The following is a 25854-nucleotide window of genomic DNA, read 5'->3' on the forward strand; positions in this document are numbered from 1 at the left end:
GCTCGGAGCCATGAGCCAGACCCCGGACAGCGCCGTCCGTACGTACATCGAGCAGCACCGCACCGCCTTCCTCGACGACCTCGCCGAATGGCTGCGCATCCCGTCCGTGTCGGCCCAGCCCGACCACGCGCCCGATGTACGGCGCAGTGCCGACTGGCTCGCCGGCAAACTCCAGCAGACCGGTTTCACCACCACCGAGGTCTGGCAGACCCCGGGCGCCCCCGCCGTCTTCGCCGAGTGGCGCTCCGACGACCCCGAGGCCCCCACGGTCCTCGTCTACGGCCACCACGACGTCCAGCCCGCCGCCCGCGAGGACGGCTGGGACAGCGAGCCCTTCGAGCCCGTCGTCCGCGAAGGACGCCTCTACGCGCGCGGGGCGGCCGACGACAAGGGCCAGGTGTTCTTCCACACACTCGGCGTCCGCGCCCACCTCGCCGCCACCGGCCGCACGGCCCCGGCGGTGAACCTGAAGCTGCTGATCGAGGGCGAGGAGGAGTCCGGCTCCCCGCACTTCCGGGCGCTCGTCGAGGAGCACGCGGAGCGCCTGGCCGCCGACGCGGTGATCGTCTCCGACACCGGCATGTGGTCCGCGGACACCCCCACGGTGTGCACCGGAATGCGCGGTCTCGCCGAGTGCGAGATCCGGCTGTACGGACCCGACCAGGACATCCACTCCGGCTCCTTCGGCGGCGCCGTGCCCAACCCGGCGACCGCCGCGGCCCACCTCGTCGCCGCCCTGCACGACGAGCACGCGCGCGTGGCCGTCCCCGGCTTCTACGACGGCATCGTGGAACTCACCGACCGGGAGCGCCGGCTCTTCGCCGAGCTGCCGTTCGCCGAGGAGCAGTGGCTGCGCACCGCCAAGTCGTACGCCGCCCACGGCGAGGCCGGGTACACCACCCTGGAGCGCATCTGGGCCCGCCCCACCGCCGAGGTCAACGGCATCGGCGGTGGCTACCAGGGCCCCGGCAGCAAGACGATCATCCCCTCCACGGCGATGGTCAAGCTGTCGTTCCGCATGGTCGCCGGCCAGGACCCCGACCAAATCGAGAAGGCCGTCCGCGCCTGGGCCGCCGAGCAGGTGCCCGCGGGGATACGGCACGAGATCGTGTTCGGCGCGGCCACGCGCCCGTGCCTGACGCCGCTGGACCACCCAGCCCTGCAGTCCGTGGTCCGCGCCATGGGCCGTGCCTTCGAGACCCCCGTCCGCTTCATCCGCGAGGGCGGCTCGGGCCCGGCCGCCGACCTCCGGGAGGTGCTCGGCGCGCCCGTCCTCTTCCTGGGCATCTCCGTCCCCTCCGACGGCTGGCACGCGCCGAACGAGAAGGTCGAGCTCGACCTCCTGCTCAAGGGCGTCGAGACCAGCGCGTACCTGTGGGGCGACCTCGCGGAGCACTGGCACGATGCGCCCTGACGGGCGCCCACCGGCCCGGGCGGTGTCGTGCCGGGCGCACACTGGTAAGGCCGTCCCGTGCCCCCAGGCCCCGCCGGACGCGGACGCCTCCTGTCGCACGTCCCGCTGAACCGCCGCCGAAACAACCGTTGCACCGGGGGAGTTGGAAGCACCCGTGACCACCTGGACCGACCACACCGCCGATCGACCCATCTCGCTCACCGCGCCCAGCGGCATCGACCGGGCCGCCCACCACCGGCTCGACGAGGCCTGGCTCGCCGCGGCGTGGAGCCACCCCTCGACGCGCTGCTTCGTGGTATCCGGCGGTCAGGCCCTGATCGACGAGACACCCGACGGCCGGACCGAACTGGTCACGACGCCCTCCTTCGAGGCGCCCCTCACCGAGGCGCACCGCTACTTCCTCGGCACGGACGCGGAGGGCGTCAGCTACTTCGCCCTGCAGAAGGACTCCCTGCCCGGCCGCATGGACCAGTCCGCCCGTCCGGCCGGCCTGCGCGAGGCCGGCCTGCTGCTGTCACCCCGGGACGCCGGCCTGCTGGCGCACGCGGTGGCCCTGGAGAACTGGCAGCGGCTGCACCGCTTCTGCTCCCGCTGCGGTGAGCGGACCGTGATCGCCGCGGCCGGACACATCCGCCGCTGCCCGGCCTGCGGCGCCGAGCACTACCCGCGCACCGACCCCGCCGTGATCATGGCGGTCACCGACGACGAGGACCGCATCCTGCTCGGCCGCCAGGTGCACTGGCCCGAGGGCCGCTTCTCCACGCTCGCCGGCTTCGTCGAGCCCGGGGAGTCCATCGAGCAGTCGGTGCGCCGCGAGGTCCACGAGGAGGTGGGCGTCACCGTCGGCGAGGTCGAGTACGTCGCCAGCCAGCCCTGGCCGTTCCCCTCCAGCCTCATGCTGGGCTTCATGGCACACGCCACCTCGACCGAGATCGCCGTCGACGGCGACGAGATCCACGAGGCCCGCTGGTTCTCCCGCGAGGAACTGCGCGCGGCCTTCGAGTCCGGCGAGGTCCTGCCGCCCTACGGCATCTCCATCGCGGCCCGGCTCATCGAGCTCTGGTACGGCAAGCCGCTGCCGACGAGGAGCGCCGTCTGAGGCCCTCGGACGACGAGAAGGCGGCCTCCCGGGGATGCCGGGGAGGCCGCCTTCGGCGTCTGCCGTGCGGTGCGCCGCGATCAGGCGCCGACCTTCTCCTTGACCTGTGCCAGCGACGGGTTCGTGAGAGTCGAACCGTCCGGGAAGAGCACGGTGGGAACCGTCTGGTTTCCGCCATTGGCCTTCTCGACGAAGTCCGCGGACTCCGGGTCCTGCTCGATGTTGATCTCGGTGTACGCGATGCCCTCGCGGTCCATCTGGCTCTTCAGCCGGCGGCAGTAGCCGCACCACGTGGTGCTGTACATCGTCACAGTGCCCGGCATGTCTCTCGCGCTCCTTCGGCGGCTCGGGGACGTATTCGTCGCAGGGAAGGAACGTACGCCATCGCTCCGGCATTCCCACCGGGGGTATCCGGCAGGGCGTGACGCGCGGCACGAGGAGCCGCGGCACGAGGACGCGCGGCATTAGTACGACCGCGGGGGCTGCCTGTGGACAACCGGCTCATACGTCCCACGGCGACCTGGCAGCATGGCTGTGTGACAGCAGCAACGCACTCCCCGCCCTTCCCCCGGGTCCCGGACTCCGCCGACGCGGTGCTCGAAGGGCTGGACCCCGAGCAGCGCGAGGTGGCCACCTCTCTTCAGGGCCCGGTGTGCGTCCTGGCGGGCGCCGGCACGGGCAAGACCCGGGCGATCACCCACCGCATCGCCTACGGAGTGCGCGCGGGTGTCCTCCAGCCCTCCAGCGTGCTGGCCGTCACCTTCACCAACCGTGCCGCGGGGGAGATGCGGGGCCGGCTGCGCCAGCTCGGCGCGCACGGCGTGCAGGCCCGCACCTTCCACTCCGCCGCCCTGCGGCAGTTGCAGTACTTCTGGCCGAAAGCGATCGGTGGCGCCATGCCCCGGCTCGTCGACCGCAAGATCCAGCTCGTCGCGGACGCGGCCGCCGCCTGTCGCATCCGCCTGGACCGGGGCGAGCTGCGGGACGTCACCGCCGAGATCGAGTGGTCCAAGGTCACCCAGACCGTCCCGGCCGACTACGCCCTCGCGGCCGCGAAGGACGGCCGCACCGCCCCCCGCGACCCTGCCGAGATCGCCCAGCTGTACTCGGTGTACGAGGACCTCAAGCGGGACCGCTCGGTGATCGACTTCGAGGACGTCCTGCTGCTGACCGTCGCCGTCCTCCAGGACCGGGCCGACGTCGCCGAACAGGTCCGCGCCCAGTACCAGCACTTCGTGGTGGACGAGTACCAGGACGTCTCCCCGCTCCAGCAGCGCCTGCTGGAGCTGTGGCTGGGAGACCGTGACAGCCTGTGCGTCGTCGGCGACGCCAGCCAGACGATCTACTCCTTCACCGGAGCGACCCCCGACCACCTGCTCGACTTCCGCACCCGCCACCCCGGCGCCACCGTCGTCAAGCTGGTCCGCGACTACCGCTCCACCCCGCAGGTCGTCCACCTCGCCAACGGACTGCTCGCCCAGGCCCGGGGCCGGGCCGCCGACCACCGGCTGGAACTGGTCTCCCAGCGCGCCCCCGGCCCCGAGCCCGCCTACACCGAGTACACCGACGAGCCCGCCGAGGCCGAGGGGGCCGCCCACCGCATCCACGACCTCATCGCCTCCGGCGTCCCGGCGAGCGAGATCGCCGTCCTGTTCCGGACGAACGCCCAGTCCGAGACCTACGAGCAGGCCCTCGCCGACGTCGGCGTGCCCTATCAGCTGCGCGGCGCCGAGCGCTTCTTCGACCGGCCCGAGGTGCGCAAGGCCGGCGTCGCCCTGCGGGCCGCCGCGCGCTTCGGCGGCAACGACTCCCTCCTCGACGACGCCGCCGACCTGCCCTCACAGGTGCGTGCCGTGCTGTCGGGGGAGGGCTGGACCCCACAGCCGCCGGCCGGCTCCGGCGCGGTCAGGGAACGCTGGGAGTCGCTGGCCGCCCTGGTGAACCTCGCCCAGGACTTCGCCGCCGCCCGGCAGGGCGCGACGCTCGGCGACCTCGTGACGGAACTCGACGAGAGGGCGAACGCCCAGCACGCCCCGACGGTCCAGGGCGTCACCCTTGCCTCCCTGCACTCGGCCAAGGGCCTGGAGTGGGACGTCGTCTTCCTGGTCGGCGTCGCCGAGGGCATGATCCCCATCACCTACGCCAGAACCGACGAACAGATCGAGGAGGAGCGCCGCCTCCTCTACGTGGGTGTCACCCGCGCCCGCGAGCGGCTGCACGTCTCCTGGTCGCTGTCCCGCTCGCCCGGCGGCCGTCCCAGCCGCCGCCCCAGCCGCTTCCTCGACGGGCTGCGCCCCGGCTCGGCCGGCGCCGCGGGCCGCACCGCGCCCGGCGGCTCAGGGGGCATCGAGCGCGGCTTCACCGCGGTCGCGGGGACGCGGGAAACGCCCGCCCCGCGGCGCACGCAGCGCACCCCGGCCCGGTGCCGGGTCTGCGGCCGCACGCTCACCGAGGCCGGCGAGATGAAGCTGATGCGCTGCGAGGGCTGCCCCTCCGACATGGACGAGGGCCTGTACGAGCGGCTGCGCGAGTGGCGGGCGGGCCAGGCGGGGCGCAGCGGGCAGCCCGCCTTCTGCGTCTTCACCGACAAGACCTTGATGGCGATCGCCGAGGGCGTCCCGGACGACGAGCGCGAACTGGCGCGCATCCCCGGAGTGGGGATGCGCAAGCTGCGCCGGTACGGATCGGATGTTCTCGCCATCTGCGCAGGCCGGGAGCCCGCGGGAGAAGCGGTCGAGGACTGATCGAGGACTGAGGGGAACTCGTCGGAAAAATAGTTTGCGTACCCGCCGTCCGTCCCCATAGGTTCTTGGTCACGGGAACGGTGGCCTTCCTGAGGCCCTGATTCCGTGTTCTACTTGCATATCCGTACGGACTGGCTCACCCCAGTCCCTCAGACGCCGAGAGGAGGCGAGCCCAGTGATCACTCTTAAGACCAGCTCCATCAGCACCGCCAAAATGACCGATCGCTCGGTCGTCTCCCTGTGCATGCTCGGCGCCTTCAACCAGGGCACCGGTCTGTCCGGCATCGCTGCCGTGCGTCCGGAGTCCTTTGTGTCCCTCGCGGGTCTTCCCGTCCGTGAGCGTGACGAGCGACCGACCGAGGCACTGGAAGCAGTAGCGGCACAGGCACAGGCCTATGCCGTTCAGGCGGCCGGTGCCGGTAACCGGGAGCAGACGAAGCAGCACCACCTGACGTGGGCCTTCCGTGGGCCAGAACCCTGGAGTGATCCAGCCTGATCGCCGATCAGGCCGGCGCCTTCAGGGCCGCGGAACCCCATCCGGGATCCGCGGCCCTTCTGTTTTCCCCGAACGGGGACAGCGAAGCGAAGGGGCCTCGGGACAAGACAAGAACCCGGTAGCCAGCCGACACCCGGCCGACCGGCCGACCCGAACAGACGAGGAAGACGAACCGTGCAACTCGAAGCGCACGTCCCGTCCGTACCGCCTTCCGACACGATCCCCAAGCCTGGTCTCACGGAGGACCCCGCCTTGACCCCGCTCACCGCGCTCACCGCGCTCGACGACGCCATCGAGAACCTCGGCGTGCCCGTCCCGTGCCGCTCCTACGACCCGGAGGTCTTCTTCGCCGAGTCGCCGGCGGACGTGGAGTACGCCAAGTCCCTCTGCCGCACCTGCCCGCTGATCGAGGCCTGCCTCGCCGGCGCCAAGGAGCGGCGTGAGCCCTGGGGCGTCTGGGGCGGCGAGCTGTTCGTCCAAGGTGTCGTCGTCGCCCGGAAGCGGCCGCGTGGCCGCCCGCGTAAGAACCCGGTCACGGCATGAACACCGCAGGAACGATCGACCGCCCCCTCACGCACGACCCCCAGAAGCAGGCCCCGATGAAGCCGTCCGCCAGCGAGCCCGCAGGCTCCGCGACCGAAGACGTCACCACCACCGGCGCGAACGACTCGCGTCAGAACAGGAACCGAGAGATGCAACTCATCCCAGAAGCGCTGGCTCGTGCGCATATGCACGAGCGGCTGCACGAGGCGGAGAGGGAGCGCCAAGCCGTACGCCTGGCGGCCGCCCGCCGGATGCAGCGCCGCGCCGAGCGCGCCTCGCTGCGCGCCCGCCGCGCGCTCGCCATGGCAGTGATGCACTGACCCACAACGCTGTTCCCCACCGCCTGGCGGTGGCCTCCCGGCCCGGGAGGCCGGAACTCTCCCCGCGGGGGCCGGTCCGTTCGGACGGACCGGCCCCCGCGGTGCGTTGTTCCCGCCGATCAGCGGCCCGGCGGTATGGTCGCGGAGTGACGAGTCTTCCCGGAGGCACGAACCACGCGAGCGCGGCCCACGCGGGCACGGCGCACCGTGGTATGACCCGCGACGGCACGGACCGCGACGGCGAGAGCGCGGAGCGTCCCGCCCTGGTGTGCGCGCGCTGCGGCACCCTGGCCGAGGGCCGGCCGCCCACCTGGACCTGCTCCGTGGAGAACGGCGCCCGGCGCTACTTCTGCGACGCCTGCTCCCGCGAGAACCTCCGCTCGATCGAGGGGCGCCTGGACTCCGCCTGGTGGTAGTCCCCCCGCGTGCTCACGCCTCGGCGGCCGACTGCTCGTCGTCCGGCTCCTCGCCTTCCGGACGGGCGGCGAAACCCGGCAGCCACTCCTCCAGCTCCTCCCGCAGCCGCACCGTGGCCCCCAGCTGGCACAGCACACCGATGGTGCTGAGCGTGACCCGGTGGATGAGCAGGTACGACGGGGGCAGATTGAGCTGCTTGCCCAGTTGGTAGGCGGGAGAGCGGGGATCGGCGATCCGGGCCGCCTGACTGCGCATCCAGCCGCGGGTGAAGGTGAACTCCTCCACCTGGGCCGGTTCGATGATCGGCAGGAGGTAGTCGAGGACGGCGTCCGGGTCCAGCTCGATGGACTCCTTCACGAAGCCCTCCGTGGAGAGCATCTCGTAGACCGCTTCCGCCTCTCCGTCGAGCGCCATGCGCAGCGCTGAGCCGATGGGCGTCGGCAGGCCGCCGGGAAGGCGGTCGACGGTACCGAAGTCCAGGACGCCCAGGCGCCAGTCGTCCTCGCCCTCCGGTCCGCCGGGCAGAAGACGGAAGTTGCCGGGGTGCGGGTCGGCGTGCAGCAGGCCGGTGCGGGCCGGGCCGGAGAACAGGAAGCGGGCCAGCAGCTGGCCGGCGCGGTCGCGTTGGGCCTGGGTGCCGTCCGCGATCACCTCGGACAGCGGAACACCGTCCATCCACTCGGTGACCAGGACCTGGTCGCGCTGGTGGACGACCGCCGGGACGACGACGTCCGGGTCGTCGGCGAACTCCTCGGCATGAGCCTGCTGGGCCTGCGCCTCCAGTCCGTAGTCCAGCTCCTCGGAGACGCGGTCCTTGAGCTCGGCGATCAGCGGCTTGATGTCCACGCCGGGAACCAGCGGCCCCAGCAGACGGGCGAAACGGCTCAACTGGGTCAGGTCGGATACGAGGGCCTCACCGGCGCCGGGGTACTGCACCTTGACCGCGACCTCGCGGCCGTCGTGCCATACCGCCCGGTGCACCTGCCCGATCGAGGCCGCCGCGGACGGCTTGTCCTCGAACTCCTCGAACAGCTCGCGCCAGTGCGCCCCGAGCCGCTCCTTCAGTACGGAGTGCATCGTGCGCGTCGGCATCGGCGGCGCCGCCTCCTGGAGCTTGGTCAGCGCCACCCGGTAGGGGCCGGCGACCTCTTCGGGGAGCGCCGACTCGAAGACGGACAGCGCCTGCCCGAACTTCATCGCCCCGCCCTTGAGCTCGCCGAGCACCTTGAACAACTGCTCGGCCGTGCGTTGCTGCAGCTCACGGCCGACGAGATCGGCGGACTCGCCGACGATCCGTTTGCCGAGTCCCCAGGTCGCTCTCCCGGCGAAACCGAGCGGGAGCGCGGCGAGCTTGGCGGTCCGGGTGACCGCCTTCCGGGGAAGATCAGACATGCGCCCTCCAAGTCCCAGCAAGCCGCGCCGCGTCTGCCCGACGGCAGGGCGTCGATGACGGCCGTTGCCCAGCCATTGTCGCGCGTGCCTCCCCGTTCTTTGAGGCGCGCTCCCTCTCGGCTCTCCCGGCCGCGCCGCACGAACAGGACGGATGCGGCCACACCGGTCGCGCGCGCCAGTTCAGGCCGGGCAGCGACACCTCCCAGCGGGCGCCCGCGCTGGAGGGCGACTCCCCGTCCAGGAAGGCGAGCGCGTGCGCGGCCGACAGGGCGGCCACGGTCGCGGCGAGAGCCAGATCACACGGACGTACGTGACGTGGCCTGCCCGAGCGCCACTGCGCCACCAGACGCGGCCACGTCCCGTCCCGGTCCGTGCGGTCCCGGTGCAGGCAGCCGGCGCAGCCGGTCTCGCCGGGCAGGACGAGCGGGCCCACGACGCCCGTGCCCTCCACCACCCCGGCGTACAGATGAGGGGTTCCGGACTCGATCAGGGCGGCGGCCGCGGACGGATCGGGCGCGTGCACGGCGATGTCGTCCCGCGGGGCGAGGACCACCAGGGCGAATCCCCGCTCCTCCCGCTCGGGCTGCGTCCGGGGGGTGCGGCGGGCCGGACGGTCCGGGGCCGCCGCCCGCACGGCCCGCCGCGCCGCGGTGTCCCGGCGTTCGCCGACGGCCTCGGCGGACATCCCGCCCGGGGCGACGTCCCACGGCTCCACACAGCCGCCGTCGCGCACGTCGACCTCGCCGACCCCCGCCCCGGACAGCAGCGCGGCCAGGACGGCGCCCACCCGGCCCGCGCCTTTGACCTGCACACGCGCCTCACGTCTGGCGGCGAGGCGTTCCACCGCCTCGCCGGGTTCGCGCGTGATCAGGGAGAGGGAGGCGAGATCGGGCCCCAGCCGGTCCATGGCCTCCTTCCGCTCCCGCAGCGCGCCGGCCGCCGCGCCGCCGCCCCGGGCGTCGTCCAGGAGCCCGGCCTGGGCCAGCCGCTCCACCAGACGGTCGACATGGCCGTCGGGCAGATCCATGCGGCGCGCCTCCTCCCGCAGCAGGGGCAGTCCGCGCGTGCCGTTGAGCAGGTCCAGGAAACTGCCCGTCGCGGTGTCCAACAGGCCCAGTGTCATCGCGTGCGCGGGAGTCATCCCGAACTGCACGGTGCCGAGATCACGCCAGCCGCGCCTGAGCGCGGGTTTCACCATCGGATGCATGCGAGCCCCCGTAGCCCGAAGAAGGAGAAGCATCGAAAACGAAGGAAACGAACAGAGCGAAGGGAACGAAGGAAGTGAAGAAAGGCATCGGGACGTCCTCGTGCGCCGGTGGAGCCGGTCCGAGCCGCCACCGACGACTGCCACGACTGCCAGCATGCCCGGCCCGGACAGCGGGTGCCGGAAGTTGTCCACAGGCGGTGGGTACTCATCGTACGAATCGGACCCTCGGTGGGGGATCCGCACGGAACCGTTCCGGGCCCGGGACTTCTCGTCCCCGCACCCGGTAACGTCGGGGCGTGTCCGCCGACCCACTGAACCGTGCCGGAACGCCACAGCGCGGCAAGACCAGCCGGCCGCCGGAGGGCGAGGCGGCGAGCGAGATCGAGGTCCGCAGGAGCGCCCGGCGCCGCCGGACGGTCTCCGCGTACCGCGAGGGCGGTCGCACCGTCGTGCTCATCCCCGCCCGGATGTCCGAGGCGGAGGAGCGGCGCTGGGTGAGTGTCATGCTCGACAAGCTGGCCGCCCAGGAGAGCCGGCGGGCGCTCGGCGACACGGAGCTGGCCGAACGCGCCGAGCGGCTGTCCGCCCAGTACTTCGACGGCCGTGCCCGGCCCGCCTCGGTCCGCTGGGTCACCAACCAGAACACGCGCTGGGGCTCGTGCACCCCGGTGGAGGGAAGCATCCGCCTGTCCCACCGTCTTCAGGGGATGCCCGAGTACGTCGTCGACTACGTGCTGCTGCACGAGCTGGCCCATCTGCTCGTCCCCGGACACGGCCCCGACTTCTGGCGGCTGCTGGAGGCGTACCCGCGCACCGAGCGGGCCCGGGGCTACCTGGAGGGGGTGGCCGCGGCCGCGCGGCTGCCGCATCCTCCGCAGGGAACGCGCGGCGAGTGACCGGGCCGCCGGGGGCGTCCGGTACGCCGGACTGTGTTTGTGTACCGGGTCTGTACCGACTTCGTCCGGTGTCGGAGTTTGCCGTTAGCCTGGCGCGACGCACTCGCACTCGGGACGGGGGACGGTCGTTACGCATGCCCAGGGAATTCCAGCGCGGCCACAAGGCCAGGATCAGTGACCTGACCGCGGGGACGGATCTGTACGTAGGCGTGCAGATCTCGGCACCCGGACTGACCGTCGACATCAGCTGCTTCGGGCTGGACGCCGACGAACGCCTCTCGGACGACCGTTACTTCGTCTTCTTCAACCAGCCGAAGTCCCCCGAGGAGGCCATCCAGCTGCTGGGCGCTCAGGCAGGCGACACGGAGTCCTTCCGGGTCACGCTGGAGAAGATCCCGCCGCACATCCGGAAGCTGTCGTTCACGGCCGCCGTCGACGGTGCCGGGCAGATGTCGCAGATCGAGTCCGGGTACCTGCGCATCGTGGCGGGCGGCGAGGAGGTGGCCCGGTACGCGTTCGACGGCTCGGAGTTCTCCACCGAACGGGCCGTGATGCTGGGCGACTTCTACGTCAAGGACGTGTGGCGGTTCGCGGCCGTCGGCCAGGGCTTCGACGGAGGCCTCGAGGCGCTGCTGAAGAACTTCGGCGGCGAAGTCCTGGAAGAGGAGGAGGGCCCCGCCGCGGGCCAGGACCCGCAGCCCGGTGCCGCTTCGGGCTTCGCCTCGCCCGCCCAGGCCACCGCGCCCCCGGAGTTCGCCGTCCCCTCCGGGCCGGCCGCACCGGCCCCTGCCGCTCCCGCGCCCCCTCCGGCCAGCCCTGCTCCACCCCCGGCCGCCCCCGCGCCGCCACCCGCCGCGCACGGCTTCACGCCGCCCCCGGGAGCCACCCCGCCGCCCCCGCCCCCGGCGCCGGGTCCCGCGCCCTCGGTGCACGCGGCGCCGACGATCATCGCCCCCCTGACCCCGCCCGGCGGCCCGGTCCCGCCGCCCGCCCCGGCACCCGCGCCCTACGGGCAGCCGCCGTACGGCCAGGCACACGGCCAGACCCCGCCCCCGCCGCCCGCCCAGTACCAGGCACCGCAGGCCCCGCCCCCGCCTCCCGGCTACGGTCACCAGCCGCCTTTCGGCCAGGTCCCCGGCCAACCCGCGCCGTACGGAGCGCCGCAGGCCGCTCCCCAGGCCGCCGGGGTGTCCACCGCGCTGAACCTGTACAAGGAGGCGCCCACCGGCCGGCGCTGGACCCTGCAGAACAGCAAGCTGGTCCGCGCCGACCTCGGCACGGAGGGCGGCCGGCCCGTGCTGGCCCGGCAGGGCAGCATGGTGCTCTACCAGGGCAAGGTCGACTTCACCTACAAGGGCGCCGGCTTCGCGGGCCGGATCACGGGCAACGTCACGGGCCAGGAGATGCAGCTGATGCGCTGCACCGGCCAGGGCCAGGTGTTCTTCGCCGAGAACTCCACCCATCTGCACCCGGTCGAGCTTCAGGGCGACGCGATCTGCGTCTCCGCCGAGAACGTGCTCGCCTTCGACGAGAGCCTGGAGTACGAGGTCCGCCGCGTCGAGGGACACGGCATCCCCGGCGGCGCCCTGTTCACCATGCAGTTCCAGGGCACCGGCACGATCGTCGTCAAGACGCACGGCACACCGGTCGTCCTGCCCGTGACGCCGACGACGTTCGTCGACTCCAACGCCGTGGTCGCCTGGTCGGCCGCCGCCCAGGTGATCGTCTCCAGCCAGGTGCGGATGCGCCGCAACGCCTACCCGGGCGACACCGGAGAGGGCGTCAACCTCCAGTTCCGCGCAGCCCCCGGCAATTTCGTCGTCGTCCAGCCCTATGAGGTCTGAGGGAGCCCGTCATGAACCAGCCGCTCGCGGGTTACGCCCCCGCACCCGTCACCGCCCGCATGGAGAACCACGGCAGCCACATGCTGAAGGTCGCCATGCAGACCGGGAACGACCTCTTCGCGCGCGTGGGCTCGATGGTCGCCTACGAGGGCTTCATCCAGTACGAGCCCAGCCCCTCGGCCGTGCGCCAGATCGCGCGTGACTGGGTCACCGGCGAGGGCGCCCCTCTGATGAAGTGCACCGGCGACGGACTGCTCTACCTCGCCGACTACGGAGCCAACGTCGTCGTCATCAACCTCGGCGGTGACGCGATCTCCGTCAACGCCACCAACCTGCTGGCCTTCGACGCCGGCCTGACCTGGGGCGTCGAGCGGGTCAAGGGGCTGGCGAAGTTCGCCGGGCAGGGCCTGTGGAACACCAGGATCTCCGGACAGGGCTGGGTGGCGCTGACCTCCCGGGGCGAGCCGATCGTCGTCGACTGCGGCGAGGGCGAGAACGAGACCTACGTCGACCCGGACGCCCTCGTCGCCTGGTCGCCGAACCTGAAGGTGAAGGGCAAGCGCAGCTTCAGGGCGCAGTCCCTGATCGGCCGGGGCAGCGGAGAGGCCTACCAGATGGCCTTCTCCGGTCAGGGCATCGTCGTCGTACAGCCCAGCGAGGACAGCACCGACCGCCTGCGGACGCGCGGCTGAGGGGGAGACAGGAGACCATGCAGAGCCCGCTTTTCGCCTTCAACGAAGCCCAGACGCAGGAGCGCTGGAGCGTGCAGAACAAGCAGATGCTCCGCGTCACCCTGGAGGGCCACGACGACATCCTCGCCCGCAAGGGCACGATGGTCGCCTACCAGGGCATGATCGAGTTCGACGCCGAGTACCAGACCCGCAGCCAGGCACGCACGCGCGCGTACACCGGCGAGGGCCTTGACCTGATGCGCTGCCACGGACAGGGCACGGTCTACCTCGCCAACCTCGCCCAGTACGTGCACATCATGGACGTCGAACAGGACGGCCTGACCGTCGACAGCAGCTATGTGCTGGCGATGGACTCCTCGCTGTACCACGAGGCCGTCGCCGTCGACAGCATGTACGGCATCTCCGGCTCGGGGAAGTACCAGCTGAACATCACCGGCCACGGCAGGGTCGCCCTGATGACCTCCGGCGCGCCGCTGCTGATGCAGGTGACGCCGGACAAGTACGTCAACTGCGACGCCGACGCGATCGTCGCCTGGTCCACCGGACTGCGCGTACAGATGCAGGCCCAGACGCACTCCACTGGTGTGTGGCGTCGCCGCGGCAACACCGGCGAGGGCTGGGAGCTCAGCTTCATGGGCAGCGGCTACGCGCTCGTCCAGCCCAGCGAGCTGCTGCCGCCGCAGAACGCGGTGATCGGGCAGGGCCTCGCCGCGCAGTTCGGCATGGGGCAGCAGGGGGCGCGGGGACAGAACCAGGGGAACGTCTGGGGCTGAGCCGAGGCCACGGGCAGGGGCGACCACCACGGTGGTCGCCCCTCGCACGGTCAGAGCACGGTCAGACCCGGGCGCGCGTCGCCTCCAGCAGGCGGACGACCGACTTGTCCGCCACGTCCGGCACGTCGTCGTAGGCGAACCAGCGCAGGTCCAGGGACTCGTCGCTGATGGCCGCGACCGCCCCGCTCGGCGCGAGCGCGGCGTACTGGACGTCGAGATGCCAGGCGCACGGCGTGTGGTGGCGGTCGAGGCGGACGGGACCGCCGGGCAGCAGGACCAGCCCCTCGATGCCCGACTCCTCGGTCGCCTCGCGCAGGGCGGCGTCCGCCAGCGTGGCGTCCTCCGGCTCGCAGTGGCCGCCCATCTGGAGCCACATGCGTAGCTTCCTGTGGAGGGTCAGCAGCACCCGGCCGCGCTCCGGGTCGATCACCAGGGCGCTCGCCGTGATGTGCCCGTCCGCGCAGGCCTTCCACAGGCCGTTCGGACGCGTCCGCAGGTGCTCCAGGTAGAGCGGGCGCAGATCCTCCTGGTCCCCGTACTCGCGCAGGACGAGGACCGCGTCGTCGTGGAGGCTCACTCGGCGTTGTCGCCCTTGTCGTTCTCGGAGTCCTTGTCGGCTTCGGTGCTCTCGGTCCTCTTGTGCAGGTCCGGCTTCGGCGCGGAACCGCCCGCCGCCTCGCCGAGCATCCTGTCCAGCTCGGAGAAGTCCATCTGCTCGCGGTGCACGAAGCCGTCCGGGTCGTCCAGGTCGGCGGCGGTGGGCAGCATGTCCGGGTGCGCCCACAGGCCGTCGCGGCCCTCCACCCCGCGCGCGTCGGTGAGCGAGGCCCACAGACGGGAGGCGTCGCGCAGCCGGCGCGGGCGCAGCTCCAGGCCGATCAGCGTGGCGAACGTCTGCTCGGCCGGGCCGCCCGAGGCCCGGCGGCGGCGCAGCGTCTCGCGCAGCGCGTCGGCGGACGACAGGCGCGGCTTGGCCGCCGCGTGCACCACGGCGTCCACCCAGCCCTCGACGAGGGCCAGAGCGGTCTCCAGGCGGGCCAGGGCGGCCTTCTGCTCCGGGGTGTCCTCCGGCTGGAACATGCCCTGCTGGAGGGCGTCCTGCAACTGCTCGGGGTTCTGCGGGTCGAACTGGCCGACCACGTCCTCCAGCTTGGCGGTGTCGACCTTGATCCCGCGCGCGTACCCGTCGACCGCGCCGAACAGGTGCGAGCGCAGCCACGGCACGTGGGAGAACAGGCGCTGGTGGGCGGCCTCGCGCAGGGCGAGGTACAGCCGCACCTCCTCCTTGGGCACGCCCAGGTCCTTGCCGAACGCCTCGATGTTCAACGGCAGCAGCGCGGCCCTGCCGGCCGGGCCGAGCGGCAGACCGATGTCGGTCGAGCCGACGACCTCGCCGGCCAGCACGCCGACGGCCTGGCCGATCTGCGTGCCGAACATGGCGCCGCCCATGGAACGCATCATGCCGATCAGCGGGCCGGCCATGGCCTGCATCTCCTCCGGCAGCACGTCGCCCATGGCGGTGCCGACCCGCTCGGCGACGGGGTCGACGAGCTCCTGCCACGCCGGGAGGGTGGCCTCGACCCACTCCGCGCGGGACCACGCCACCGCGGAGCCGGCGCCGGACGGCAGGGACGTCACGTCGTCCAGCCACAGGTCGGCGAGCCGGACGGCGTCCTGGACCGCGGTGCGCTCGGCGGGGCCGACGCTGGCGTCCTTGGTGCCGTCGGAGGTGCCCTGGGAGACCGTCTGGCGGGCGATCTGCTTGGCCATGTCCCAGTTCACCGGCCCGCCCTCGTAGGAGAGCATCTGGCCGAGCTGCTGGAACGCCGCGCCCAGGTCGGTGGGGTTCAGCGAACCGAACATGGCTGCGAGCGGATTGTCGGCGCCGGGCCCGCCAAAGCCTCCGGCTCCGGGCAGTCCGAAACCGAACGGGTTGGCCGGTCCCTGCTCACCGCCGCTCTGCTGGTCCTTCTTCTTGCCCTCGTCGCCGTCGTCCGGCTCCTCCGGCGGAAGGCCGAATCCGAATGGGGTGTCACTCACGGGGTTCCTCGGCTGGTAAGGCCACCGGTTCTCTCCGGCGGCGCGGCTGCCCGACAACACCACCCAGCGTAGACACCGCGAGCGGTTCGGGCCTCGGTGCTTCGCCGACAGAACGCCTGCGGCAGGATGGATGCCACCTGGTACGTACGCGTCATTCGCGCCCGTATGTGAAGACAACCGCTGGAGACGCCCGGTGAGTTCCCCAGATCCACAGGTTCGCGCAGCGCGAAACCACGAGAGCACTCCCGCCGCGCGCGGGCCCGTCGTCGCGGTCACCGGAGCCGCCCGCGGGATCGGCGCGCTGCTCACCGAGCGGCTGGCCGAGTCCGCCGAGGTCAGGCAGGTCATCGCCATCGACGAGCGGCGCGGGGAGTGCGCGGCGGCGCAGTGGCACATCCTCGACGTGCGGGATCCGGTGATCGCGGAGAAGCTGCGCGGCGCGGACGTCGTGGTGCACCTGGCGCTCGACCTCGACCTGGAGACCGATTCGGCCGCCCGGACGGCGTACAACGTCCGGGGGACGCAGACCGTGCTGACCGCGGCTGCGGCGGCCGGGGTGCACCGCGTGGTGCTGTGCACCTCCGCGATGGTCTACGGGGCGCTGCCGGACAACGAGCTGCCGCTGTCGGAGGAAGCGGAGCTGCGGGCGACCGCCGAGGCGACCGGGGTCGGCGACCTGCTGGAGATCGAGCGGCTGGCGCGGCGCGCGCCGCGGGCGCACCCCGGGCTGAACGTCTCCGTGGTCCGGCCCGCGGTGCTGGTCGGCGGCACGGACACCGCTCTGACCAGGTACTTCGAGTCGCCGCGCCTGCTGGTCGTGGCCGGGTCGCGGCCCGCGTGGCAGTTCTGCCACGTGGAGGACCTGTGCAGCGCGCTGGAGTACGCCGTGCTGGAGAAGGTCGACGGGGAACTGGTCGTCGGGTGCGACGGGTGGCTGGAACAGGAGGAGGTCGAGGAGCTCAGCGGGATCCGCCGCATGGAGCTGCCGTCGGCGGTCGCGCTGGGGGCGGCGGCCCGGCTGCACCGGATCGGGCTCACGCCGTCTCCGGCGGGGGACCTGGCCTACACGATGTACCCGTGGGTGGTGAGCGGCAGCCGGCTGCACGACGCCGGATGGCGGCCGCGGTGGACCAACGAGGAGGTCCTTGAGGCGCTGCTGGAGGAGGTGTCCGGGCGGCACACGGTCGCCGGGCGGCGCCTGGGCCGCAAGGACGCGACGGCGGCGGGGGCGGCCGGGGCGACGGTGGCCCTGCTGGGCGCGGCGGCGGTGGTGCGGCGGGCCCGCAAGGCACGCCGGCGCTGAGAGGCGGACCGCGGGGCCTTTCGGACGCGGCCGTCCCCGCATGAGCAGTCCTTGTACGAGCCCTTGTACGAGCCCCTGTACGAGGCACCCCCTGTAGGACACTCCGAACCCGCACGCGCGCGTGCGGGTGATCGCGCTATTCCCCGGCCTTCCGCGTGTGCGGCACGATGGACGCATGGCAGCCACCAACGATCATCCCGGCGAGTACGCCGCCGAGGACCCCATCAAGCTGATCGGCGTCAGGGAGACCCCGCTTTCCCTGGACGAGGTGTTCAAGGCGCTCGGGGACGACGCCGCCGGCGGGACCGCGCTGTTCGTGGGGACCGTGCGGAACCACGACGGGGGCTCGGGTGTCGACGCGCTCGGATACTCCTGCCATCCCAGCGCGGAGGCGGAGATGCGCCGGGTCGCCGAGAACGTCGCGGCCGGGTACCCCGTCCGGGCGCTGGCGGCCGTGCACCGTGTGGGGGACCTGAAGGTGGGGGACCTCGCCGTCGTCGTCGGGGTGTCGTGTCCGCACCGGGGCGAGGCCTTCGAGGCCTGCCGGAAGCTGATCGACGACCTCAAGCACGAGGTGCCGATCTGGAAGCACCAGAGGTTCTCGGACGGCACCGAGGAATGGGTCGGCGCCTAGCTCGCCGTCGCCCGGGGCTCGGAGCCCCGTCGCCGCAGTTCCGGTTGCGTAACCGAACCCCTGCCGTGAGCGTTGTCAGTGCGGATGGTTAATCTGCTGATCAGTCAGTTGCTGTCGCTCATCTGGGGTTGGGAGGTCGGCATGGCGGCGCTCGCCTGGTTGCTGATTCCGTTTATGGCTGCGATAGGCGCCGGACTGTGGGGGAGCTGGGCGAACCGGACCCGCAGGGCGCGCAGCGACGGTCCCGAGCTGGACGGTTACGCCCGTTTCCGTGAGGCCATGGAGAGGTCCCACTCCGGTACATGAGCGTTCCGCCCTGACGGTGCGCTGACAGAACCGTCCCGTACTGTCGAGTCATGCCACGCCGCACCGCGACGATGCTCGCCTCCACCCTGATGCTGATCGCGCTCCTGTGTGCGGGAGTCCTGTTCCCCGTGCCGTATTCGGAGATGTCACCGGGGCCGACGGTCAACACCCTGGGCGAGCACGGCGGCGAGCCGGTGCTGCAGATCTCCGGCCGCAAGACCTACCCGGCGGACGGCCATCTCAACATGACCACCGTCCGGGTCACCAGCGCCGACTACCGCATGAACCTCGTCGAGGCCGTCTACGGCTGGCTGGCGCACGACAGCAAGATCGTCCCGCACGACACGCTCTACCCCGACGGCAAGACAGAGGAGCAGTCGACCCAGGAGAACGCCGAGGAGTTCACCCTCTCCCAGGAGAGCGCCAAGGTCGCCGCACTGAAGGCACTCCGCATCCCGGTGCAGTCCTGGGTGATCGTCTCCACGGTCGTCAAGGACACCCCGGCGCAGGGCAGGCTGCACGCGGGCGACGTCATCAAGGCCGTCGACGGCACGCCGGTCAAGCAGCCCTCCGACGTCTCCAAGCTGGTCACCAAGCACGAGCCCGGGCAGAACGTGGTCTTCACGATCGTGCCGGCCAAGGAGCAGGCCGCCGCCGCGAAGCAGCACAGGACGGCGACCGTCACCAAGGACGTCACCATCACGACCGCGCAGTCCGCCGACACCGGGGCCAAGCGGGCCATCGTCGGGATCTCCGCCGGGACCGATCACACGTTCCCGTTCACGATCGACATCAAGCTCGCCGACGTCGGTGGCCCGAGCGCGGGGCTGATGTTCGCGCTCGGCATCTACGACAAGCTCACACCGGGCAGCCTGACCGGCGGGAAGTTCGTGGCCGGCACCGGGACGATAGCCGATGACGGCAAGGTCGGCCCGATCGGCGGGATCGAGATGAAGACCGTCGGCGCGCGCAGCAAGGGTGCCCGGTTCTTCCTCACCCCCGCCGAGAACTGCGCGGCCGCCGCCAAGGACACCCCCTCGGGGCTCACCCTCGTCAAGGTGCACACGATGGGCGACGCGCTCACCGCACTGAAGGAGATCCGCGGCGGCAAGACCGCCGATCTGCCGAAGTGCACGGCCAAGGGCTGACGGGCAGCGCCCCGGCCGTGTACCGGACGGGTACCGAAGGGCGGCGGGCGGAGCTCAGTCCTCGAAGGTCGCGGCCAGGGCCTCGGCCAGACCCGGCACCAGGTCGGCGCCCGTGAGGACCTCCGTGGCGGAGTCCTTCTCACGCAGGCGCAGGGCCGACTCGCGGGCGCCGTCGCGCAGGACCGCGACCGTCATGCGGACCTCCTGTCGCTCGGGGTGGCCGGCCACCCATTTCGCCAGCTTCGGCCCGTCCAGTCCCTGCGGGACCTGCGCCTCGGCGGACGGGGGCAGCATCAGGCGCTCCACGGTCAGCGCGCAGCCGGCCACCGCATCTGGCCAGGCGATGGTGGCGAGGAACTCGTCGAGGGGCCGGTCGGCCGGGACCTCGTCCTGCTCGACCGGGGTGAGACCGGAGGTCTCCTGCTCGTCCTCCAGGCCGAGCTGGGCCGCGAGGGCGGGTTCCTGGGTCCGCAGCCGCGCGGTGTCTACGAGGGCGAAGAGGCGAGCGGGCTGGTCCCAGCCGAGGCCGGAGGCGTACTCGTCGATTTCGAGTACCGCCCGGGTGAGCGGGTTCGCTGCCATGGGAGTGTTGGACATGGTCACAATCCTGCCTCGTTCCTGGGCGGAATCGGGAACCGAGTAAACGGTGAGTAAGTTGCATAGGTGTGGGCCCACGATTCCGGGGGCCCACCGTACGGTCCACGGACTCGGGGGCCTGACGCAACGAAACCGAACCAACAGCGACTTTCGAGGTGCACACCTTGGCTTTCCAGATGCCGGACCGCGGCGGAGGCCCGACAGGGCCGCGGATGAGAGTGGGCCGTCCGTCCCGGCGTTCCAGGACCCTGCTCATGACACTGGGCGTCCTCGCCGTCCTCGGCATGGTCTTCGCCATGTTCGCGGGCTTCTGGACGGACTGGCTGTGGTACCGGTCGGTGCATTACTCGTCCGTGTTCACGACCACACTGTGGACCAAGATCGGACTGTTCTTCGTCTTCGGCCTGCTGATGGCGGCCGCGGTCGGACTGAATGTCTGGCTGGCGCACCGGCTGCGGCCGCCGCTGAGCGCCATGTCGATGGAGCAGCAGAACCTCGACCGCTACCGGATGAGCATCGCGCCGTACAAGAAGTGGCTGCTGTGCGGCATCACGGCGCTGGTCGGGCTGATCGCCGGTGCCTCCGCCGCGAGCGAGTGGCGGACCTGGCTGATGTGGGTCAACGGCGTGCCGTTCGGCAAGCAGGATCCGCAGTTCCACCTGGACGTCTCGTTCTACGCCTTCGACCTGCCCTGGTACCGCTTCCTGCTGGGCTTCGGCTTCGCCGCCACGATCCTGTCCCTGATCGCCGCGGTGCTCACCCACTACCTGTACGGCGGGCTGCGCGTCACCAGCCCCGGCGCGCGTGCCACGGCCGCGGCGACCGGGCACCTGTCGGTGCTTCTCGGCGTCTTCGTGACGCTGAAGGCGGTGGCCTACTGGCTCGACCGGTACGGACTGGCGGTGAAGTCCAGCGACTTCAAGGCGACCGGCAACTGGACGGGCCTGAGGTACGTCGACGCCAACGCCTATCTGCCGGCCAAGACGATCCTGTTCTGCATCGCCGTCATCTGCGCGGTGCTGTTCTTCGCCACCCTGTGGCGGCGCACCTGGCAGCTGCCGGTCATCGGCTTCGGCCTGATGGTGCTCTCGGCCATACTCATCGGCGGCCTGTACCCGGCGATCGTGCAGAAGTTCCAGGTCGAGCCGAACGAGCAGGCCAAGGAAGCCCCGTACGTCCAGAAGAACCTCAAGGCGACCCGTGAGGCGTACGGCATCGACGACTCCAAGGTCGCCGACTACGCGGGCACGAGCAGCACCCAGGACAAGGCGAAGCTGCGGGACGCCGCCGCCGACACGGCCAGTTACCGGCTGATGGACCCGAACATCGTCTCGCCGACGTTCGAGCAGCTCCAGCAGGTGCGCAACTACTACGGGTTCCCGTCCAACCTGGCCGTCGACCGGTACAAGACCAAGGACGGCAAGGTCCAGGACACCGTCATCGGCCTGCGCGAGCTGAACCTCGCCGGGATCCCGAAGAACAACTGGATCAACGACCACTTCCGCTACACCCACGGCTACGGTGTGGTCGCGGCCAAGGGCACCGAGGCCGACTCCGAGGGCCGCCCGGTCTTCACCGAGTACAACCTGCCGTCCACGGGCGACCTCCCGCGGTACGAGCAGCGGATCTACTACGGCGAGAAGACCAGCACCTACTCCATCGTCGGCGGTCCCCAGAAGGAGATCGACTACTCCGACGACAGCGGTGAGAAGACCACCAGCTACAAGGGGAACAGCGGTGTCAGCCTCTCCAACCCGCTGAACCGGGCCGCGTACGCGATGGCGTTCAGCGAGCCGCAGATCCTCTACTCCGGCGCGATCGGCGACGGTTCGCGGATCCTGTACAACCGCACGCCCAAGCAGCGCGTCGAGGCGGTCGCCCCGTGGCTGACGATCGACGGCGTCTCGTACCCGGCGGTGGTCGACGGGCGCGTCCAGTGGATCGTCGACGCCTACACGACCACCAACGGCTATCCGTACTCCTCGCGCACCACCCTCGGGGACACGACGCTGGACTCGCTGACCGCCGCCAACAACCAGCGGGTGGTGGCCCAGCAGAACCAGGTCAACTACATCCGCAACTCGGTCAAGGCGACCGTCGACGCCTACACGGGCGAGGTCAAGCTGTACCAGTGGGACACCAAGGACCCGGTCCTGAAGACCTGGATGAAGGCGTTCCCGGGCACGGTCGAGCCGAAGAAGGACATCTCTCCGGAGCTGATGTCCCACATCCGGTATCCGCAGGACCTGTTCAAGGTGCAGCGCGAGCTGCTCACGCGCTACCACGTCACGGACGCGCAGACCTTCCTCAGCGGCAGCGAGGTGTGGCAGATCCCCAACGACCCGACCAACAAGTCGGGCGACGCGGTGCCGCCGTACTACCTGAGCCTCAAGATGCCCGGTGAGTCGTCCCAGACGTTCTCGCTGACGACGACGATGACGCCGAACGGCCGTGACAACCTGAGCGCGTTCATGACGGTCAACGCCGACGCGAACACGAGCGACTACGGCAAGATCAGCATCCTGAAGCTGCCCACGGGCAAGACGATCGACGGCCCGAAGCGGGTGCAGAGCCAGTTCAACTCCGAACCCTCCATCGCCGAGTCCATCCGGCTGCTGAAGGGCGGCGACTCGGAGGTCGAGTACGGCAACCTGCTGACGGTGCCGCTCGACGGCGGACTGCTCTACGTGGAGCCGGTCTACCTGCGCGGCGGCGGCCTCAAGTACCCGCTGCTGCGCAAGGTCCTGGTGACGTATGGCGGGAACACCGCGTTCGAGGACACGCTCGACAAGGCGCTCAACAAGGTCTTCGGCACGGAGGGTTCGACGACTGAGCCACCCGGCTCCGAGACCGGCGGCGGTGGCACCGGCAGCGGCAAGACCAACCCGCCGCCATCGAACAACCCGACGGTCCAGGAGGCGTTGAAGGACGCCCAGAAGGCCTTCGACGACGGTCAGACCGCCCTGAAGAACGGCGACTGGCAGGCGTACGGCCAGGCGCAGAAGGACCTTCAGGACGCGCTGAAGCGGGCCGAGGACGCGCAGGCGCAGGCGGAGAAGGCCGGCGGCAGCGGCAAGAACGGCGCCGGCGAGGGCGGCGCGAGCCCTGGGGCGAGCGCCGGTCCGACTCCGGACAGCAGTCCGAGCGGTAGCCCGAGCGGGGGCTGATCGCTCCCCGTCGAGCCCAAGGGCCCGGATCCGTACTGCGGATCCGGGCCCTTCGCCGTGGGCGAACGCATGTGCCGACGGGCCCGGCGGCCGTGCCGCCGTGGGGAGTTGGGCGATCTGTGTTTGACTTGTCTCTCTGTGGGCATGTCGACAAAACGCTGAAGTGACCTCACTGGCTGGGGTATTACAGATGTACCCGGGTTGCAGGTGGTGCGACGATGGACGTTATGGGGGACAAGGCAACTCTGTTCGAGACGGGGCGATTTGTGCAGGCTTCCGACTCCGAGGAGACCGGGGGCGAGACCCGGGACGAGTCCGTGGCGGCCGCCGACGAGGCCGCCGAGCTGGCGCGCCGTCGCCTCGCCGCCGAGGCGGGCGACGTCGAGGCCATGAGCGTCCTCGGGGCCATGCTGCTGCGCCGCGGCGATCTCGACGGAGCCGAACCCCATCTGCGCTCCGCCACCGCGGGCGGTGACCGCGCAGCGGCCAACAACCTGGGAGTCCTGCTCCACCAGCGCGGATACGCCGACGAGGCCGCCGGGTGGTGGCGTATCGCCGCCGTCGCCGGCTCCGCGGCGGCCGCGCACGCGCTCGGGCGGCACCACCGCGAGCGCGGCGACGAGCCCGCAGCCGAATACTGGCTGCGCCAGTCCGCCGAGCAGGGGCACGTCCTCGGCGCCTACGTCCTCGCCGACCTGCTGGAGCACCGCGGCGACACCGGGGCCGAGCGCTGGATGCGGGTCGCCGCGGAGCGGGGGCACCGGGAGGCGGAGTACCGGCTGGCGCGGGCTCTGGACCGGCGGGCCGGGGGAAAGCCCGGCGGCGACGGGGCCGGGCTGATGGCGGAGGCCGAGCAGTGGTACCGCCAGGCCGCCGCGCGCGGGCACCGGCGGGCCGCCCTGCACCTGGGCGCCATCCTGGAGCGGCGCGGCGACCTCAAGGAGGCCGGCCGCTGGTACCTGACCTCGGCCAAGGACGGCGAGGCCAGGGCCGCCTGCGCGCTCGGGTTCCTGCTGCGGGACGCCGGCGACGCCGAGAACGCCGCCCTGTGGTGGCTGAGGGCCGCGCAGGACGGCGACGGCAACGCGGCGAACGCGCTGGGCGCGCTGCACGCCGAGCGCGGCGAGACGCAGACCGCCGAGCGGTGGTACCGGGCGGCGATGGACGCGGGCGACGTCAACGGCGCGTACAACCTCGGGCTGCTCTGCGCCGAGCAGGGCCGTACCGCGCAGGCCGAGCAGTGGTACCGGCGCGCGGCCTACGCGGGGCACCGGGAGGCGTCGAACGCGTTGGCCGTCCTGCTGCTCCAGGGCGGCGACACCGGCGGTGCCGAGCCGTGGTTCTCCAAGGCGGCGGAGTCCGGGAGCGTCGACGCCGCGTTCAACCTGGGGATCCTCTACGCCGGACGGAACCTGGACGCCCAGGCCCTGCGGTGGTACGAGCGGGCGGCGGCGGCCGGGCACACGGAGGCCGCGTTGCAGGTGGGGATCGCCCGGCTGCGGGCGGGCGACGAGCGGGCGGCCGAGCGGCACCTGCGGTGCGCGGCCGGCGGCGGGAGTGCGGAGGCCGCGTACCGGCTGGCCACCGTGCTCGACGCCCGGCGCCCGTCGGCGCCCGCGCACGGGCTCGGGGAGCCGGCGATCCAGGAGAAGACCGAGTGCGAGGAGTGGTACGAGCGGGCGGCCGACCAGGGGCACCGGCGCGCGCAGGTGCGGGTCGGGATGCTGGCCGCGGCTCGCGGGGACGTGGTCGAGGCGGCGCGGTGGTACCGCAGGGCGGCGGAGTCCGGGTCCCGCAACGGCGCGTTCAACCTGGGGCTGCTGCTCGCCCGGGAGGGCAGTGAGCCCGAGGCGGCCACGTGGTGGGCGCGGGCGGCCGACGCCGGGCACGGGCGGGCGGCGCTGCGGCTCGCCCTGGTGCACGCGCGGCGCGGCGAGCTGGCCGAGGGGCAGGGGTGGGCCGACCGGGCCGTGGCGCTGGGGCCGGCGGAGGTCGCCCAGCGGGCCGCGCGCCTGCGGGACGCGCTGCGCGAGGAGCTGTCGGCCTGACGAGGATCACCGGCGTCCCCGTAAGCGATTTGCTTCTTGGTCCGCCGGTCACGTAATGTTCCATTCATCGACGCGGGGTGGAGCAGCTCGGTAGCTCGCTGGGCTCATAACCCAGAGGTCGCAGGTTCAAATCCTGTCCCCGCTACTGAAGGCCGAGGGCCGGAATCCGATCAAGGATTCCGGCCCTCGGTGTTTCCGGAGGCGCTTCCGAGGGCGGATCACGAAAGAAGGACCCCCGGCACCGTCGAGGTGCCGGGGGTCCTTCTCGCGAGTGTGGCGGGTCAGGCCGCCGTGCAGTTCGGGCAGAGGCCGCGGTACGTGACCTCCACGTCCGAGACCGTGAAGCCGAAGCGCTCCGAGTCGGGCAGGTCGGCCAGTGGGTTGCCGCTCGGATGGACGTCGCGGATCGCGCCGCAGCCGGCGCAGACCAGGTGGTGGTGCGGCTGGTGCGCGTTGGGGTCGTACCGCTTGGCGCGCTTGTCCGTGGCGACTTCCAGGACCTCGCCGAGGGAGACCAGCTCGCCCAGCGTGTTGTAGACGGTCGCCCGGGAGATCTCGGGCAGCTTGGCGACAGCCCTGGCATGGACCTCGTCGGCCGTCAGATGCACGTGTTCGCCGTCGAGGACCTCGGCCACCACGCGCCGCTGCGCGGTCATCCGCCATCCGCGTCCGCGCAGCCGTTCCAGAAGGTCACTCATACCGACCAGCCTAACAGCAAGGGGAAATAGTTCCCGAACCAGTGTGACTTTGGAGCTCCACTTGACTTGGACTAAG

The 25854-nt window shown here is 71.6% G+C and carries 23 protein-coding genes and 1 tRNA gene; 17 read left to right on the forward strand and 7 right to left on the reverse strand.

Features of this window, described 5'->3' with window-relative positions; translation table 11 throughout:
- Positions 1–10: 10 nt before the first annotated feature.
- Together ABZ818_RS15440 and nudC are read left to right on the forward strand one after the other, a co-directional pair.
- On the forward strand, positions 11–1414 hold the full coding sequence (locus tag ABZ818_RS15440) for a dipeptidase (RefSeq protein ID WP_361414413.1): 1404 nt from the start codon (positions 11–13) through the stop codon (positions 1412–1414).
- A gap of 154 nt (positions 1415–1568) precedes the next feature.
- Positions 1569–2513: an NAD(+) diphosphatase gene (nudC, locus tag ABZ818_RS15445; RefSeq protein WP_361414415.1), complete on the forward strand. Its 945-nt coding sequence runs from the start codon at positions 1569–1571 to the stop codon at positions 2511–2513.
- A gap of 80 nt (positions 2514–2593) precedes the next feature.
- Here nudC and ABZ818_RS15450 read toward each other — a convergent pair whose 3' ends face one another.
- Positions 2594–2836: a mycoredoxin gene (locus ABZ818_RS15450; protein WP_141358602.1), complete on the reverse strand. Its 243-nt coding sequence runs from the start codon at positions 2834–2836 to the stop codon at positions 2594–2596.
- Between the two features lie 213 nt (positions 2837–3049).
- Here ABZ818_RS15450 and ABZ818_RS15455 point away from each other — a divergent pair, with 213 nt between their 5' ends.
- From ABZ818_RS15455 to ABZ818_RS15475, 5 genes are all read left to right on the forward strand, one after another.
- Positions 3050–5257, forward strand: a complete 2208-nt coding sequence (locus ABZ818_RS15455; RefSeq protein WP_361414417.1) for an ATP-dependent DNA helicase UvrD2 — start codon at positions 3050–3052, stop codon at positions 5255–5257.
- A gap of 175 nt (positions 5258–5432) precedes the next feature.
- Positions 5433–5753 carry a hypothetical protein gene (locus tag ABZ818_RS15460; protein WP_361414419.1) on the forward strand — a complete coding sequence of 107 codons (321 nt, stop codon included), beginning with the start codon at positions 5433–5435 and terminating at the stop codon, positions 5751–5753.
- Positions 5754–5927: 174 nt separating this feature from the next.
- Positions 5928–6296, forward strand: coding sequence for a WhiB family transcriptional regulator (locus tag ABZ818_RS15465; RefSeq protein ID WP_141358597.1), 369 nt, complete (start codon positions 5928–5930; stop codon positions 6294–6296).
- Positions 6293–6616 carry a hypothetical protein gene (locus ABZ818_RS15470; RefSeq protein WP_361414421.1) on the forward strand — a complete coding sequence of 108 codons (324 nt, stop codon included), beginning with the start codon at positions 6293–6295 and terminating at the stop codon, positions 6614–6616. The genes ABZ818_RS15465 and ABZ818_RS15470 overlap by 4 nt, the downstream gene beginning before the upstream one ends.
- Positions 6617–6828: 212 nt before the next feature.
- Entirely contained in the window at positions 6829–7032 is a 204-nt protein-coding gene (locus ABZ818_RS15475) for a hypothetical protein (protein ID WP_361414614.1), read from the forward strand.
- A 13-nt stretch (positions 7033–7045) separates the two neighbouring features.
- Here ABZ818_RS15475 and ABZ818_RS15480 read toward each other — a convergent pair whose 3' ends face one another.
- Positions 7046–8425: an AarF/ABC1/UbiB kinase family protein gene (locus ABZ818_RS15480; RefSeq protein WP_361414423.1), complete on the reverse strand. Its 1380-nt coding sequence runs from the start codon at positions 8423–8425 to the stop codon at positions 7046–7048.
- Positions 8418–9632, reverse strand: a complete 1215-nt coding sequence (locus ABZ818_RS15485; RefSeq protein WP_361414425.1) for a TOMM precursor leader peptide-binding protein — start codon at positions 9630–9632, stop codon at positions 8418–8420. Before ABZ818_RS15485 ends, ABZ818_RS15480 begins: the two co-directional genes overlap by 8 nt.
- Before the next feature lie 296 nt (positions 9633–9928).
- Here ABZ818_RS15485 and ABZ818_RS15490 point away from each other — a divergent pair, with 296 nt between their 5' ends.
- From ABZ818_RS15490 to ABZ818_RS15505, 4 genes are all read left to right on the forward strand, one after another.
- Positions 9929–10528 carry a M48 family metallopeptidase gene (locus ABZ818_RS15490; protein WP_361414427.1) on the forward strand — a complete coding sequence of 200 codons (600 nt, stop codon included), beginning with the start codon at positions 9929–9931 and terminating at the stop codon, positions 10526–10528.
- A 134-nt stretch (positions 10529–10662) separates the two neighbouring features.
- Positions 10663–12372, forward strand: a complete 1710-nt coding sequence (locus ABZ818_RS15495) for a TerD family protein (protein ID WP_361414429.1) — start codon at positions 10663–10665, stop codon at positions 12370–12372.
- A gap of 11 nt (positions 12373–12383) precedes the next feature.
- Positions 12384–13064, forward strand: a complete 681-nt coding sequence (locus tag ABZ818_RS15500; protein WP_361414431.1) for an AIM24 family protein — start codon at positions 12384–12386, stop codon at positions 13062–13064.
- 17 nt (positions 13065–13081) lie between these two features.
- Positions 13082–13837, forward strand: a complete 756-nt coding sequence (locus ABZ818_RS15505) for an AIM24 family protein (protein WP_361414433.1) — start codon at positions 13082–13084, stop codon at positions 13835–13837.
- A 61-nt stretch (positions 13838–13898) separates the two neighbouring features.
- On the opposite strand, the gene ABZ818_RS15510 is transcribed toward ABZ818_RS15505, so the two are convergent.
- Together ABZ818_RS15510 and ABZ818_RS15515 are read right to left on the reverse strand one after the other, a co-directional pair.
- Positions 13899–14414, reverse strand: a complete 516-nt coding sequence (locus ABZ818_RS15510; RefSeq protein ID WP_361414435.1) for an NUDIX hydrolase — start codon at positions 14412–14414, stop codon at positions 13899–13901.
- Positions 14411–15877 carry a zinc-dependent metalloprotease gene (locus ABZ818_RS15515; protein ID WP_361414437.1) on the reverse strand — a complete coding sequence of 489 codons (1467 nt, stop codon included), beginning with the start codon at positions 15875–15877 and terminating at the stop codon, positions 14411–14413. Before ABZ818_RS15515 ends, ABZ818_RS15510 begins: the two co-directional genes overlap by 4 nt.
- Before the next feature lie 193 nt (positions 15878–16070).
- On the opposite strand from ABZ818_RS15515, the gene ABZ818_RS15520 reads away from it, so the two are divergent.
- The 3 genes from ABZ818_RS15520 (at position 16071) to ABZ818_RS15530 (ending at position 19268) form a co-directional block, all read left to right on the forward strand.
- Positions 16071–17180: an SDR family oxidoreductase gene (locus ABZ818_RS15520; RefSeq protein WP_361414439.1), complete on the forward strand. Its 1110-nt coding sequence runs from the start codon at positions 16071–16073 to the stop codon at positions 17178–17180.
- Positions 17181–17355: 175 nt separating this feature from the next.
- On the forward strand, positions 17356–17814 hold the full coding sequence (locus tag ABZ818_RS15525; RefSeq protein ID WP_361414441.1) for a molybdenum cofactor biosynthesis protein MoaE: 459 nt from the start codon (positions 17356–17358) through the stop codon (positions 17812–17814).
- Between the two features lie 356 nt (positions 17815–18170).
- Positions 18171–19268, forward strand: a complete 1098-nt coding sequence (locus ABZ818_RS15530) for a PDZ domain-containing protein (RefSeq protein ID WP_361414443.1) — start codon at positions 18171–18173, stop codon at positions 19266–19268.
- Between the two features lie 54 nt (positions 19269–19322).
- Here ABZ818_RS15530 and ABZ818_RS15535 read toward each other — a convergent pair whose 3' ends face one another.
- A complete protein-coding gene (locus ABZ818_RS15535; protein WP_361414445.1) occupies positions 19323–19865 on the reverse strand; it encodes a PPA1309 family protein in 543 nt (180 codons plus the stop codon).
- A gap of 155 nt (positions 19866–20020) precedes the next feature.
- Between ABZ818_RS15535 and ABZ818_RS15540 the strand changes: the two genes are divergently transcribed.
- The 3 genes from ABZ818_RS15540 (at position 20021) to ABZ818_RS15550 (ending at position 25225) form a co-directional block, all read left to right on the forward strand.
- The gene (locus ABZ818_RS15540) at positions 20021–23032 is read left to right on the forward strand and encodes a UPF0182 family protein (protein ID WP_361414447.1); all 3012 of its coding nucleotides are present in this window, start codon (positions 20021–20023) and stop codon (positions 23030–23032) included.
- 218 nt (positions 23033–23250) lie between these two features.
- Positions 23251–25080, forward strand: coding sequence for a tetratricopeptide repeat protein (locus tag ABZ818_RS15545; RefSeq protein WP_361414449.1), 1830 nt, complete (start codon positions 23251–23253; stop codon positions 25078–25080).
- Between the two features lie 71 nt (positions 25081–25151).
- A tRNA-Met gene (locus ABZ818_RS15550) sits at positions 25152–25225 on the forward strand.
- Positions 25226–25361: 136 nt separating this feature from the next.
- On the opposite strand, the gene ABZ818_RS15555 is transcribed toward ABZ818_RS15550, so the two are convergent.
- Complete coding sequence (locus tag ABZ818_RS15555; protein WP_361414451.1) at positions 25362–25778, reverse strand: Fur family transcriptional regulator; 417 nt, start codon at positions 25776–25778, stop codon at positions 25362–25364.
- Positions 25779–25854 lie beyond the last annotated feature (76 nt).

The sequence above is a fragment of the Streptomyces sp. NPDC047453 genome (assembly GCF_040643155.1).
Taxonomy (GTDB): domain Bacteria; phylum Actinomycetota; class Actinomycetes; order Streptomycetales; family Streptomycetaceae; genus Streptomyces.

Bases quoted from the DNA above. Each gene is read 5' to 3' on its own strand.
- ABZ818_RS15535 (WP_361414445.1), bottom strand. From the start codon at position 19,865: ATGTCCAACACTCCCATGGCAGCGAACCCGCTCACCCGGGCGGTACTC.
- ABZ818_RS15505 (WP_361414433.1), top strand. From the start codon at position 13,082: ATGCAGAGCCCGCTTTTCGCCTTCAACGAAGCCCAGACGCAGGAGCGC.
- ABZ818_RS15470 (WP_361414421.1), top strand. From the start codon at position 6,293: ATGAACACCGCAGGAACGATCGACCGCCCCCTCACGCACGACCCCCAG.
- ABZ818_RS15545 (WP_361414449.1), top strand. From the start codon at position 23,251: ATGGACGTTATGGGGGACAAGGCAACTCTGTTCGAGACGGGGCGATTT.
- ABZ818_RS15485 (WP_361414425.1), bottom strand. From the start codon at position 9,632: ATGCATCCGATGGTGAAACCCGCGCTCAGGCGCGGCTGGCGTGATCTC.
- ABZ818_RS15450 (WP_141358602.1), bottom strand. From the start codon at position 2,836: ATGCCGGGCACTGTGACGATGTACAGCACCACGTGGTGCGGCTACTGC.
- ABZ818_RS15500 (WP_361414431.1), top strand. From the start codon at position 12,384: ATGAACCAGCCGCTCGCGGGTTACGCCCCCGCACCCGTCACCGCCCGC.
- ABZ818_RS15475 (WP_361414614.1), top strand. From the start codon at position 6,829: ATGACCCGCGACGGCACGGACCGCGACGGCGAGAGCGCGGAGCGTCCC.
- ABZ818_RS15525 (WP_361414441.1), top strand. From the start codon at position 17,356: ATGGCAGCCACCAACGATCATCCCGGCGAGTACGCCGCCGAGGACCCC.
- ABZ818_RS15495 (WP_361414429.1), top strand. From the start codon at position 10,663: ATGCCCAGGGAATTCCAGCGCGGCCACAAGGCCAGGATCAGTGACCTG.
- ABZ818_RS15440 (WP_361414413.1), top strand. From the start codon at position 11: ATGAGCCAGACCCCGGACAGCGCCGTCCGTACGTACATCGAGCAGCAC.
- ABZ818_RS15530 (WP_361414443.1), top strand. From the start codon at position 18,171: ATGCCACGCCGCACCGCGACGATGCTCGCCTCCACCCTGATGCTGATC.
- ABZ818_RS15555 (WP_361414451.1), bottom strand. From the start codon at position 25,778: ATGAGTGACCTTCTGGAACGGCTGCGCGGACGCGGATGGCGGATGACC.
- ABZ818_RS15480 (WP_361414423.1), bottom strand. From the start codon at position 8,425: ATGTCTGATCTTCCCCGGAAGGCGGTCACCCGGACCGCCAAGCTCGCC.